Here is a 13,243-nt window from a genome sequence, read left to right on the forward strand (position 1 = left end):
TGACGTCACCCAAGCGCGCGAGGGAGCACCCAGCCTCGATCCGTAATCACCGAACATATGGCGCGCCGTGTCGGCGTGTCTGCCGCTTTGTCAGCCGCTCGGCTTACCCTCCGATGAGGCATCCTTAAAGGAGACGCAATGTGGCCGAAGCCGGATCCGGAACTCGTAGAGTTCGTCCAGTCGTTGTTCGACAACGCGATCAGCGCCTATGGGGCGAATCCCGTTCTCGTGCGACAAGACGCCAACCACGAGGAGAACATTCGGGTTGGTGGCTACTCCGATCGCACGCTCATGGAGCTCGTCCAGAACGCAGCGGACGCGCTCCAGGGCGCGGGCCAGCGGGGCCGAGTGGAGCTCGTGCTCACTGATGAGGCTCTCTATTGCGCCAACGAGGGTCGACCGTTCTCGAAGAGTGGGATCGAGGCGGTCTCGCACGCGTTCCTCGACGTGAAGCAGGGCGACGAGATCGGGCGGTTCGGGTTGGGCTTCAAGTCCACCCTCGCGCTATCGGACGCGCCCATGGTGCTGAGTCGTTCCGTCGCCTTTGCTTTCAATACCCCGGAGTCGATCAGCGCAATCCAGTCCATCTCGGGTGCGGGCTCTAGAATCCCGAAGCTGCGTGCACCGGTCGTCGTCCAGTCGGAGCAGGTCTTCGCGAGCGACCCGGTCGCTCGGGAGCTCGCGGAGTGGGCCACCACCGTGATCAAGCTCCCGCTGGCCAGCCGCGCCGACTCGTTGATCGCACAGCTCGGCTCCTTCAACTCGGAATTCCTGCTCTTCGTGGAAGCGGTGAGCGCCATCCGTCTGCGCTCGACGAGGGAGGACGCCCCTGTTGACGTGAGCCACGTCTCCCGCGACCTTGGCGACGGCCGAGTCCGAATCGAGAGCCCTGAGACCGGCGATTCGGAGTGGTTGGTCGCCCACGAGATGCATCGGCCTTCGGCCCGCGCCCGGGAAGACGTCGGACAGGCTGTTGCGCGTACCGAGATCAAGATCAGTGTCGCCGTCCCGGTCCATCGCAGCGACGCAACGGTTGGACGGTTCTGGTCCTACTTCCCGTTGGAGGACAAGACCACCGCATCAGCCCTGTTCAACGCTCCTTGGTCAGTCAACGATGACCGGACGACTCTGCTGCGAAAGCAGTACAACAGGGAGATCGTGCATGCGATGGCCGCGATGTTCGTGGAGCTGCTGTCCGAGCTCGGTACGGATGACGACCCAGCTAGGCATCTCGACTACATGACTGCCCGAGGACGTGAAGCGCTCAGTTTCGGGGACGAGATCCTGAGTGCCGCGATCCCAAATGTGGCAGCGAAGCGGGGGCTCATTCCGGATGTGACAGGCACTCTTCGACGCGGAAGCGAACTGAGGACGCTCGACTTCGAAGTGCTGCAGCAGCGATTCGAGTGGGGTGACTTGGTTCGCGCCCGCGCCGCTGATCTGGGCTCGGCTGTGGACGAGCCGCACTTCACGGCGTTCCTCTCGCCTTCCCGGCGGACCCGTCTGGCGGACCTCTTCCTTTACGAACATGTCACCACATTCGAACTGCTGACGGCCTCGGAGCGCGACCGGGCTCTAGAAGCGCTGCCGAGCAAGGTCGGCGTCGCGACTTGGCTGGGCGAGTGGGCGCGCGTGTCCGAACACGCCGCCGCGAACTCTCTGAAGCTCACTGTGGCGTTGCAGCGGCAGGTGCCAAGCGCGAACGAGGCGCCGATCGTGCCGCTCGTGGGCGGCGGCTCAGCCAAGCTGACTCAGTCGCGAGAAGTGCACCTGCCTTCATCGGAGCACCGAGGCGAGGCTGGCTTTGTCTCCCCGTCGTTCGTCGCGATCGACGGAGTTAAGCGGCTCCTCACCGAACAAGGCTTCAGGGAACTGACCCCAGCGGTGCGGCTCGAACAGTTGGTGACCAGTGCCCACGCGGCCGACGATGCTGCCTGGGAGGCCATCTGGGGGCTCGCAGCGGAGATGCCGGTCGGCGAAGCGGCGCGCGCGATGGCGTCTGTTCCTCGCGTCCTGCTCGTACCGACCCATGACGCGGGTTGGCACCCCGCTTCGAGTGTTTGGGACATCCCCGAACTCGCCGCTGCGATGCCGGACCGCACACTCGATCACTCTCGCTGCACGCCAGCGATCGCCAGCCGCATCGGGGTGGCGAACAAAGTCACCGACGAATACCCGATCAGCAATGAGCCTGCGTGGGCGCTGTACGTAGAGCAGATGATCGAGCTAATCAACCGTGGACTCGGTCCCGGCGAGCGATCGGTCAGTCGACTCGAGGTGCTTGACGGCTTCGGGCCGGGCCCGTTCTCCGTTCTTCAGCACCTGCCGCAGGATGGCTTCTCACTCATCCAATGGACAAAGGAGCTGCTTGGCACTCCCGCGCCAGTGGCATGGCAGGTGGAGGACGCGACGTCGCCTCGCATCTTCGACGTTCCAGCGCCCCACATCTGGGCCGCCCGGAAGTGCGGGCGGATCGTCACCACGCTCGGCCCTCGGCCTGTTGCGGCCGCAGTGGCCCCGGTGCTGACTGCCCACGGCAAGCTGCTGCCTGTCGCGGCCATGAGTATGCAGACGTCGAAGGCGCTCCAGCTGGCGGAGACTTTGGACGAGGTGGGCGACGCAATCTGGGATGCCTTCTTAAACGCCAATCACGACTCCTCCGCGTCGGACGCTGCGCTGAGTGAATTGACGCTGCGAGCCATCCGGGCTCGTGGCAAGGACTTCGGGAGGATCGTGCCCGCTCGGGTCGGTCGGTCGATCGAGCCGTTCGCTGTCGCCAACGTGTTTGTTGCCAGAGATGAAGAGCAGGCGGTTGTTCTCCGGGAGCGGCAACGCCCCTACCTGCTGGCTCTGGACGAGGCGGTTGCAGACGCGCTCATCGAAGAGGGGGGGCTTCGCGCTTTCGAGGATGCGTACAGTTTCTCTCTGATTGTGGAAGGGGCGAGTGCAGGTCAGCCGGTGCTCGACGTGTTCCCTGGACTACGCGAGCAGTTCTTCGCCAACTCCATCGCAGACGTGGAGCTCGTGCGAGCGGAGCGGATCACGAAGCGCGTCGCTGCGGAAGAGGGTGTCGAGGATCACGATCTGCATCACGCGCGCGACGGTCAGCTGATGGTCGTGGTGCGAGCCTCGGCCTCCCGCTTCGATATCCTGCGCGCTGTCCGTGACGAGCTCGAACTGCCCATCGAGGACATGGAGCTCGAGCAGCTCGAGCGGCTGCAGCTGCGCCGACAAGCGGCGCTCCTGAAGGAGGAAGCGAGAGCGGCGACTTCTGACGCGGAGCGGCTCGAGGCGATCTTTGGTGAGGACGATCTCCGAGAGAAGCTGCCGCACGGCCTGTGGGATGCCGTGATCGCGCTGGGTGGTACCCCGTCCATCGGGCAGCTGCTCCTGGACACCTACGGGCAACGTACCCTGTCGGAGCTCAAGGATTTGTTCGAGCAGGAGGGGTTCTACGACTTCCCGCGTAAGATGGCGGGTCTCCCAGCCGCGGTCGACTGGGTCGAGTCGTTCGGCTTCTCCTCGTGGCTTGCAGGCCCGAAGTCCCTCCCGCCGCTGCCCGCGGAGTTCGTCGTTCCGGGACGTCCCAACCTGAGCGTCCTCCATGACTTCCAGGTTGAAGCGCAGGAGCAGCTCCAGGCGGTTCTCCTGAGCGGTGGGACGGAGGCTCCGGCCCGGAAGGTGATGCTGCAGCTTCCGACGGGCGCGGGCAAGACCCGCACCGCTGTCGAGAGCGTGCTGCGCTTGTTCGAGTCGGGCGAGCTCAGAGGAACCATCCTCTGGATCGCGCAGACTGCCGAGCTGTGCGAACAAGCCGTGCAGACATGGAGCGAGGTCTGGCGCTGGATCGCTTCCTCGGAACCCCTCTCGATCGGACGGCTTTGGGGAGCCGAGCGCGAGGTCGAAGAGCCTGAGACAGAGCTCAGCATCGTTGTCGCGACCGACGCCAAGCTTCGCGAGGCGCTCGCGAAGCCTGAATATCGGTGGTTGTTGCAACCGGCCGCAGTCTTCGTCGATGAAGCGCATGTTGCGGGCAGTTCGACCGAGTATCGACAGATCTTCTCCCACCTTGGAGTGGACGGACGTAGTTTCCAGCGACCGCTAGTCGGACTCAGCGCGACACCGTTCAAGGGCTACTCGCAGACTGGAAACGAGAGCCTGGCGGCACGATTCGGAAATCAGAAGATCGACCCGTTAGGTGACAACGCGCATGCCCGGCTCGTCGAGCGGGGCGTGCTCGCCCGCGTCCAGCACGAGGTGCTTGACGGCATCGACATCCACCTTGACGCGGGCGAGCGGTCGACCGCTGAACAGACCGGCCGGCTCGCCCCGGACGTGCTCGCTCGCCTTGGGCGTGACAAGGGCCGCATGAAGATCCTCGTCGAGCACGTGCTCGGGCTCGATCCTGACTGGCCAGTCCTAGTATTCACGCCGTCGGTTCTTTCTGCCCAGACAACGGCCGCGGTGCTCAAGAACCAGGGCGTCGCAGCGGCAGCATTGAGCGGCCAGACGTCACAGTCCGAGAGACGCGAGCAGATCCGCAGATTCAAGGATGGCGACCTGCGAGTCCTCGTAAACTGCGACCTGCTGACCCAGGGCTTCGACGCCCCAAGCGTTCGCGCGCTCTACATCGCTCGACCGACGCTAAGCCCGAACCGGTACATCCAGATGGTCGGGCGAGGCCTGCGCGGGCCGCAGAACGGCGGGAAGTCGGAATGCCTGATCGTCGACCTGAAGGACAATTTCGGTGAGATGAACCGCGACCTCGCTTTCCGCGATTTCGACTATCTCTGGGAGTCGTAGTGCTCGTGTTCGGCGCAGGTCAGCCGACCGGGAGCGAGAAGCTGGTGGCGAACCTTCTCCGTGACATCGATGACGACGGGGCACTCGCCTTCTTCTCGACGAATCTGCGGCGGGCGCGGGTGAAGCGGGAGGCTGAGGCCGACTTCATCGTGTTGTGGAAGGGAGCGGTGATCGTCCTCGAGATCAAGGGCGGCTCCGTCAGCCGCGACGGTGAGGGACGGTGGTGGCTGGAGACTCGCACGCACGGGCGTCGCGCGATCGAGGACCCGATGAAGCAAGCGCAGGGCGAGATGTACGCGCTGCGCGACCTTCTCCACGAGATAGACGGGATCGACATTAGAGATGCCGCAACGTACGCCGTCTTCACGCCTTTCATCGACGCTCCGCCGGAATCGGTCGGTTGGCATCCTGACCAGTGGCTGGCTCGCGGGCATGTGGACGCAATCCGCATTGAGCAGGCGCTGGATGCGCTCGCGAGCCGGGTAAGGGCTCGGCTCCCGAGGGGGAGTCGGATCCTCTCGCGCGTCAGCGAACGACTCGGGAGAGAGTTCATCGGCATAGCCGTTTACGACGCGGAACGGCGCTTTGTGCTAAGCGAGCAGGATCGTCTAACTCAAGAGCAGGTGGGCGTGCTGTTGAGCATGGAGAACGTCAAGCGCGCGATTATCGAAGGCGGCGCGGGGACCGGCAAGTCCATGGCGTTGGCGCTCGCAGCTCGTCAAGCGTCCGACGCGGGCGACGCAGTGTTGGTGACCTTCGCCTCGAGGTCTCTTGTCGAATACTTCCATGCGCTGACCGCCGGCACGGCCATCGTGGTCAGGGAGTTCGCGCGACTCGGCGACGTGGAAGACGAGTTCGACTTCGTGTTGGTCGACGAGGCGCAGGACATGATGAACGAGCCAGACCTCAACCTAGTGACTTCTAAGCTTCGCGGTGGCCTCGACAAGGGGCGCTGGCTGCTCGCGATGGATCCAAACAATCAGGCCCACGTCGAGGGTCGCTTCGAGCCTGAATGGTTCGAAGCGGTGCGAGAGGAAGCGGCTCGGTTCTCGCTCAAGCGCAACGTGCGCAATACATCGTCCATGGTCGATGCCGTGCAAGACCACCTCCTGGCGGATATCGGCACACCGACAGTCGCGCTCGGTCGCCAAGTCCGTTGGGAAACGGTGACCGCAGATGCCGACGTAGACCAGCGGCTGGAGCGTGTGGTCGCTGCGCTGTCGCAGGACGTTGGAGCGTCCGAGGGGCGCGATTCCATGATCGTGATTTCAGTGCAGGGACGAGGCGAGCGCAGCAGTCGGCTCCTGGAGGCTGAGAAGCACATGGTAGGGCGCGTGCCGCTCGTGACTCCCCGAATGGTCAAAGGCCTTGAGTTCGACCACGTCGTAGTGGTCGACGTGCCCGCTGCGGTGACGTCCGCGGAGCGTGCAGCCCTGTACGTCTCGATGACGCGGGCGCGTGTGTCGCTCACCGTCATCCTCGATGAGCCTGCGATGGCGTGGATGCGCGGTAACGCCCGGTTGGCGTTGGCGCGAAAGATGGAGGAACTCGGATGACCGCGTTGACCGCGCAGCAACAAGCAGCTTTGGAGCACCTCCGCAGTGCGTATGTCGGGCCAGAGGCGGGACCGAAGGAACTCCTTCGCTCGCGGCCCGACCTTCATTACATCGTCGGTCACCTCTTCCCCGAGGAGACCGCAGCCAGCGACACGGTGCAGGACGGCACGCTCGAGTTCGACGGCATCGAGAACGATGACGTCGATGTAGCGGGCCTTCGGCCAAAGGATTGGAGGCCGAGCTCCATCGCGGTGTCGTTCGTGACAGATGCCTCGATCCTCAACGTTCAAGTCGATGCCGCAACCTACTCCGCCGAGGAGCAGGATGACACCGCCAGCTGGCGCAGGTCGCCCTGGTCAAGATCCGTCGAGGGGCTGGCGCGCGATGCGACCTCCCGCGAGTTGGATGTGAACGGTCGTCGGGCCCGGATCGACACAGTCTGGCGCCCCCACCCGTCCGGCAGCATGGTGACCGTCGCTCTGCGCAATCTCGAGAACGAGTCCGACACCCAGCGCGAGATCGTGGAGAAGATGCTATTCCAGGTCGCTCTCGCAATTGATCCGGCGGACGGCTCGATCGTCGAGTATGTGCGCATCGCCGACAGGCTGCGCAGTGAGGAGGCTGAAGAGCTCGCGCTGCGTTTTCGAGCGAAGCGGCTGTTCGCGGTGGGACATGGCGTCGCTGTCGACTGGACTGCCGATGGTGAGACGTGCAGTCAGGTGCGTACCAGTCACCTCCCATACTCGATCGTGCGAGCGATCCAGACGACCTCGTTCGCCGAGGATGACCCTCGGTCCGAAGCACTCAGCCTCGCGCGCCTCGTTGAGATCACCGATGACTCGGAAGGAGTGCTGAACGCGCTCCATCGGTTCGTCGACGCCTACGACGCGTGGCGAGCGGCGGTGGACGTCAGGGTCGAGGGCTTGGAGGAGCGCTGGCGTCCCGCTGCTGGGCGCATCCGTGACCGGGCGGAGCAGGCCTCTCTACGGATGCGCGGTGGCATCGCTGCCCTAGAGGATCCGAGCGTTGCGTTGGCATTCTCCATGGCGATGGAGGCGATGCAACTGCAGATGCGACAGGCGTCCGCCGCAGCGGGTGTGGCAGATGCGCCGGCACCGGCGTGGCGGCCTTTTCAATTGGGATTCCTGCTCAGTGCGCTGGCGTCGACCGTTGACGACACGCATTCGGATCGCGAAGTCGTTGACTTGATCTGGTTCCCCACGGGCGGTGGAAAGACGGAGGCCTACCTCGGGCTCGCCGCGGTTGAGCTGCTGCTACGAAGGATTCGCTACGGAGTCGAGGGCGGCGGCACGGCAGTGATCACGCGCTACACGATGCGCCTCCTGACCTCACAGCAGTTCCAGCGAACTGCGCTGCTCGTCTGCGCGCTGGAGGTGCTCCGCACGTCCCCGGGCGGGCGGCTCGCGGGGATGGCGCCCTTCTCCATCGGCCTCTGGGTAGGCAACGAGACGACGCCCGGAACGCGCAAGGCCGCTATCGAGCGACTGAAGGATCTCAAGAAGGTCGACGACCCACGCGAGAGCAACCCGTTCCAGGTGGAAGCATGCCCATGGTGCTCGGCTCAGCTGCTCCCCGAGAAGCGCAGCCAACGCGACGACGACTACGGCCCGGTCGTGAGAGGGTCTCGGGTGCTCCTGACATGTACGAGGCCCGCTTGCGAGTTCTTCGACGGCCTGCCGCTCGAAGTCGTGGATGAGGATATATTCGCGACACCTCCGACGATCGTGCTCGCGACCGTCGATAAGTTCGCTCGCCTGCAATTCAGTGCTGCAGCGTCCCGGATACTGGGGATCGACACGGTCTTCCGCCAACCGTCGCTCGTGATCCAGGACGAGCTCCATCTCTTGTCGGGCCCGCTAGGGACGACCGTCGGCGTGTTCGAGGCGGCGCTTCTAGCTCTTCTCGAACTGAAAGGCTCACGACCGAAAATCGTTGCGTCGACCGCCACGATCCGAGCGGCCGCCGAGCAGGCGGCTGGTCTCTATGCGAGGCCAGTATCCCTATATCCGCCGTCGGGTATCGATGAGGACGAGAGCTTCTTCTCCGAGCTCAACCCATCGGGGGGCGGACGGCTGTACATCGGGTTGATGCCGGTATCGCTGCCCCAGGCGACGTCACTCATCTCGACGTTCGCTCCGATGTTCGAGCTGCCGATGGTTTCAGGCAGCGCGAGCGCCCCGTACGACGCGTTCTGGACATTGGTCGCTTACCACAACAGCCTCCGCGAGCTCGGGCGCTCCAGCAACCACATCGTGGACGATGTGAGCGCTCGACTCGAGAGTCGTTCGGAGGAGAACGGAATTCGGCTACGGAGTGTGCGGGCGGACGGGCTGATCGAGCTCACGAGCCGAAAGAAGCCCGGCGAGTTGACCCGAGACCTGCGTCGACTTGCGACAGCTGCAGGCGACGGGCACGCCGCCGTAGACGCCGTGGTCTCTTCGAACATGCTTTCCGTCGGCATCGATGTATCTCGGCTTGGGCTGATGCTGATGGTGGGCCAGCCGAAGACGACTGCCGAGTACATCCAGGCGACGAGTCGCGTTGGTCGTGGACGCGAGCGTGGGGTGGTCGTGACCCTGTTCCGGTCCAACCGTCCCCGTGACCGCTCTCACTTCGAAACGTTCAGGTCGTACCATGAGGCGATCTACCGAGCTGTCGAGCCGACCAGCGTTACCCCGTGGGCGTTGAACTCGCGCCAGAGATCGCTCGCCGGCGCATACGTGATGCTGCTGCGTCACGCGATCGCGGCGCTGAGGGCTGACTCCGACGCAGTGCGTTTCGACCTCGACAAGCCGTCGATCGGCCAAGCCGCAGCGTCGCTGGCCGAGCGTCTCCTTGTCAGGATCAAGTTCGCTGACCGGCATGAGCACGAGGCGGCGCGAAGCCAGCTCGAACTCATTCGACAAGAGTGGGACGATCGCGCCCGCGCGCAGCGCGCGGCCAGCGCGGCGCTTCGATACGAGCGCCTCAAGGACGACGAGGGCCTGTACAAACGGTTCGGCCAGAGCGGGCCGGGCTTCATTGTGATGGACTCGATGCGCTCGGTCGATGCGAATGTGCCCATCGAAGTACGAGAACCAGGGGGACGCTTCGATGAAGCGGATTGAGCACGAGCTGCGCCTCAGCGAGACGGTGAGGCCCTACGGAGCGGGCGGGATCGTCGACGTGTCAGGAGCGTCGCTCGTCGCGCCGGACACGTCGTGGTGGAAGCGCGAACGCGCGCCACTTCTGCACTGCGAGCGCCTCGAGGCGGAGCTGCCGGGGGGCGAGCTTCGCATGGCGCCGCATGTCTCAGACCGGCCGGGCAGCAAGGCATACCGACTTGAGTACCGGCGCTTCCCGGAGTGGCGTTTTTGTGACCGTTGTGCGCGCCTGTCGCGGCGGACTGGGGCCTCCCACGGCGCGTACAACAACCGCTGCCACGAGTGCGGGGGAGGGCTCGTGCCGGTTCGCTTCGTTGCGATGTGCCAAGGGGGCAGCCACGTTCAGGACGTGCAATGGTTCGCGTGGGTCCATAGGGGAACCGGCTCGTCCGAAGAGCAGCGCCAGTGCAGAACGGACAACACGTTGCGTCTCCGTCGTGTACCGGGCGCAGGTGAGAGCCTTGCCGGGCTTCGCGCGTCGTGTGACCGTTGTCGACGGGCTCGGCCTCTCAGTGAACTGATCGGCAAGGACGCGCTCGCTCGAGACGGGTTCAGGTGCTTTGGGAAGCAGCCTTGGCAGAAGGGTGAGGCCGAACCATGTGACAAACCTCTGCGAGGCACTCTCCGGACCGCGACGACCGCCTATTTGCCCGAGACCATTACGGCGCTGGATATCCCCGAGGAGGCGACGCTCTCCGAGAAGGACGCAGAACGGGTGCGCGCCCACGCGTTCTTCCCGAAGCTCCGGGACGATGCTGAAGCGCCGATCGCACAAACGATTGCCGAACTCATTGCGGCTGAGCTGGGGCTCGGCGAGGACTTCGTCATGGCGGTCGCAAGCGCTGGCGTTGGGAGCTCGTCCGACATCACGAGCCGTCTCAAGGCGGGTGAATGGGCGGCGTTCAACTCGCGGCTGGTGGTCGAAATCGACGAAGAGACGCCCGACTTCATGGTGCGACGGGCAGCCGTCCCGCGAGACATTGCTGTGTCCGGTTCGCCAGCGTTGGCTGCGACGCTGGGCCCAATCGGGGCGGTGGATCGAGTTCGGGTGGTCTCTGCTCTGCGCGGCTTCCGAAGGCTCAGTGAGGATGCGTCGTTCGTTCCCGCGGATCTCCGGAACGTTGCCTCAGATCGGAAGATCTACCCGTCAGTCGAGCAGTTTGGCGAGGGCGTGCTCTTGACGTTCAACGAGAGCGTGCTCTCCGATTGGGAGTCTCACGTGGACGTACAACGGCGGGTAATGATGCTGCGACGAGCGGCTGACACGGCGATCGACAGTTCTCGACTCCCGGACGTGACCCCGCGCTGGGTCGCGCTTCACACCTTGGCCCATCTTCTACTGCGGCGGTTGGCCTTCGCGAGCGGGTACACCAGCGCCTCGCTGGCGGAGAGGATCTACGCCCACGGCACGACCTCGGACCCCGAGGGCGGAATCTTCATTTACACCGCGTCGGGCGACGCCCAGGGGACGCTGGGAGGGCTGGTGCGCCTCGCCCGACCGCAAAATCTCGTCGGTGTCATCCTCGAGGCTCTCGAAGACGCTGAAGTTTGCTCGAACGATCCGGTGTGCCTAGAGAGCGGGCAGGCGGCGGTGCGCGCAAATCTCGCGGCGTGCCACGGCTGCAGTCTCGTCGCAGAGACATCATGCGAGGTCAATAATCGCTTCCTAGACCGCGCGCTACTGTTCGGCGGCGCCGGTATCGCGGGGTTCGAAGGCATGCCCGGACTGATGCGTTCAGTGATCTCGGAGGGTCGCAGCCTTCCAGGGTGAAGCCGGCGCGCCGGCGGAGCGTGTCGTTGGTCCGGGCTAGATTGTGAAGGTGCCCGACGTCATCCCTCTGCTCGATCTCTTCGCCGGTGCCGGCGGGCTGTCCAGAGGCTTCCACGATGCGTCAGATCGATTTGAGTCGGTCGCTGCTGTCGAGTTCGACGCCGCGGCGGCTGCCGCGTTCTCGGTGAACTTCCCCCGCTCCACCGTCCACGCGATGGACATCAAGGCATGGCTCGACGAGGGCGGCGCCAGCGAGGGCATGGCACGTGTCGTCGTGGGCGGACCGCCCTGCCAGGGCTTCTCAACGCTGGGCAAGCAGCAGGTCGATGACGAGCGCAACGATCTCTGGAGGCAGTACGAGCGGACCATTCTGATGGTCCAGCCTGAGTACTTCGTCGTCGAGAACGTTGCGGCGTTCGGTAGATCCCCGCAGTACGAGCAGTTCAAGCAGTCGACTGAGTCAGGTGCGCTGAAGAGTTTCGCATTCCAGGCGTCGGTGCTGAATGCGGCAGACTTTGGCGCTCCTCAGGCCCGCAAGAGGGCGATCTTGATCGGGCACCATCGCGACCTGCCATTTCCCGGTTGGCCAGAGCCGACGCACGCAGGCGCGCATGTCAGCGTGGGTCATGCCCTTGCCACCATTCCCGTGCCGGTCGCTGGCATCGACCTTCCGGAGGGGCGGTCCTACCCGTTCGCGGGGCGGATGTTCGCCGGGCCTTTCTTCGCTCACCAGCTTCATTTGGGTCGTCAGTATACGAAGTTGTCGCTGGACCGATTCAAGCTGATTCCCGCGGGCGGGAACCGTTTCGATCTGCCGGACCGCTTGAAGGCTCCGTGCTGGATCGGCCACACTTCAGGCTCGGGCGACGTGATGGGCAGACTCCATGCCTCGAAGCCGTCCGTGACCATCCGGACCGAGTTCTTTAAGCCCGAGAAGGGCCGCTACCTGCACCCCTTTGCGGATCGAGCGATCACTCACTTCGAGGCTGCGCGACTTCAGGGATTTCCCGACAACCATCAATTCGTCGGCTCGAAGACGGGAATCGCGCGACAGATCGGCAACGCGGTTCCAGTTCAGCTCGGTGCCGCCATAGCGCGTCAGCTCGAAGCCAAGCTGTAGACGCCTCAGTCCAGGACTCAATTGACGCCAGCCTGCGCGACGTTCGTTCATGCCAGTTAATCGACCCAGGTGTTCTAGCATCTGCTAAAAATGTCGGGTGGCGACGAAACAGGATCTGCAGGACTGGTTGCTTGATGCACTGCACGCACTTGGCGGTACTGCGCACCATGTGAGAATCGCGGAGCACGTCTGGCGCGATCACGAAGCAGAGCTTCGCGCTTCCGGGGACCTGTTCTTCACTTGGCAATACGACCTGCGATGGGCCGCGACTAAGCTACGCAACCGTGGTGAACTTGCCGGGGCCGTTAGGGGTGGAGACGGGATCTGGACGCTTCGAACGTGAGCTGATCTCGGTGAGCGGATGAGCCAGCGGAGCTCTTGGGCAACGAGCGCGAGTAGCCGCGCGAGCATGTTGGCCAACCGGTCGAGGAACACCGCACCCGAGCTGGCGGTGCGCCGTATTCTGCACGCTGACGGTCTGCGCTACCGCGTCGACTACCCGGCCCTGGCTTCTGACCTCCGTCGGCGCGTCGACATCGTCTTTACGCGCTCGCGCATCGCGGTCTTCATCGATGGCTGCTTCTGGCACGGGTGCCCCGAGCACTTCGTCGCGCCCAAGGCGAACGCCGACTACTGGGGTCCCAAGATCGCACGCAATCGCGAGCGGGACTCCGAGACGAACGCGCGGCTGGTCGCGGCAGGCTGGCGTGTGATGAGGTTCTGGGAGCACGAAGAGCCGGTCGAAGTCGCCGAGCGAATCATCGCGACGGCACGCGAGTCCGGGCCGGGTTAGGCGTCCTAACGCCACCAGCGGTCGCGCGCATCCACG

General features: G+C 64.5%; 6 protein-coding genes. All 6 read left to right on the forward strand.

From position 1 onward, the window contains the following. The first annotated feature begins 138 nt into the window (after positions 1 to 138). Positions 139 to 4,803 carry a sacsin N-terminal ATP-binding-like domain-containing protein gene (locus AA0Z99_RS13020; protein WP_413318039.1) on the forward strand — a complete coding sequence of 1,555 codons (4,665 nt, stop codon included), beginning with the start codon at positions 139 to 141 and terminating at the stop codon, positions 4,801 to 4,803. Continuing rightward, a complete protein-coding gene (locus AA0Z99_RS13025; protein WP_413318041.1) occupies positions 4,803 to 6,359 on the forward strand; it encodes an NERD domain-containing protein in 1,557 nt (518 codons plus the stop codon). The genes AA0Z99_RS13020 and AA0Z99_RS13025 overlap by 1 nt, the downstream gene beginning before the upstream one ends. Next, positions 6,356 to 9,487, forward strand: coding sequence for a helicase-related protein (locus AA0Z99_RS13030; protein WP_413318043.1), 3,132 nt, complete (start codon positions 6,356 to 6,358; stop codon positions 9,485 to 9,487). The genes AA0Z99_RS13025 and AA0Z99_RS13030 overlap by 4 nt, the downstream gene beginning before the upstream one ends. After that, entirely contained in the window at positions 9,474 to 11,294 is a 1,821-nt protein-coding gene (gene drmB / locus AA0Z99_RS13035) for a DrmB family protein (protein WP_413318045.1), read from the forward strand. The genes AA0Z99_RS13030 and drmB overlap by 14 nt, the downstream gene beginning before the upstream one ends. A gap of 49 nt (positions 11,295 to 11,343) precedes the next feature. Beyond that, positions 11,344 to 12,414 (forward strand): DNA cytosine methyltransferase, encoded by a 1,071-nt coding sequence (locus AA0Z99_RS13040; protein ID WP_413318047.1) that lies wholly within the window; start codon positions 11,344 to 11,346, stop codon positions 12,412 to 12,414. A gap of 361 nt (positions 12,415 to 12,775) precedes the next feature. Next, entirely contained in the window at positions 12,776 to 13,207 is a 432-nt protein-coding gene (locus tag AA0Z99_RS13045; RefSeq protein WP_413318049.1) for a very short patch repair endonuclease, read from the forward strand. The last annotated feature ends 36 nt before the right edge of the window (positions 13,208 to 13,243 follow it).

Origin of the sequence: Agrococcus phoenicis (assembly GCF_047302415.1) — a bacterium.
In the GTDB taxonomy this organism is placed as follows: domain Bacteria; phylum Actinomycetota; class Actinomycetes; order Actinomycetales; family Microbacteriaceae; genus Agrococcus.

Coding starts and splice junctions, on each gene's coding strand:
- drmB (WP_413318045.1), top strand. CDS start 9,474: ATGAAGCGGATTGAGCACGAGCTGCGCCTCAGCGAGACGGTGAGGCCC.
- AA0Z99_RS13045 (WP_413318049.1), top strand. CDS start 12,776: ATGAGCCAGCGGAGCTCTTGGGCAACGAGCGCGAGTAGCCGCGCGAGC.
- AA0Z99_RS13020 (WP_413318039.1), top strand. CDS start 139: ATGTGGCCGAAGCCGGATCCGGAACTCGTAGAGTTCGTCCAGTCGTTG.
- AA0Z99_RS13030 (WP_413318043.1), top strand. CDS start 6,356: ATGACCGCGTTGACCGCGCAGCAACAAGCAGCTTTGGAGCACCTCCGC.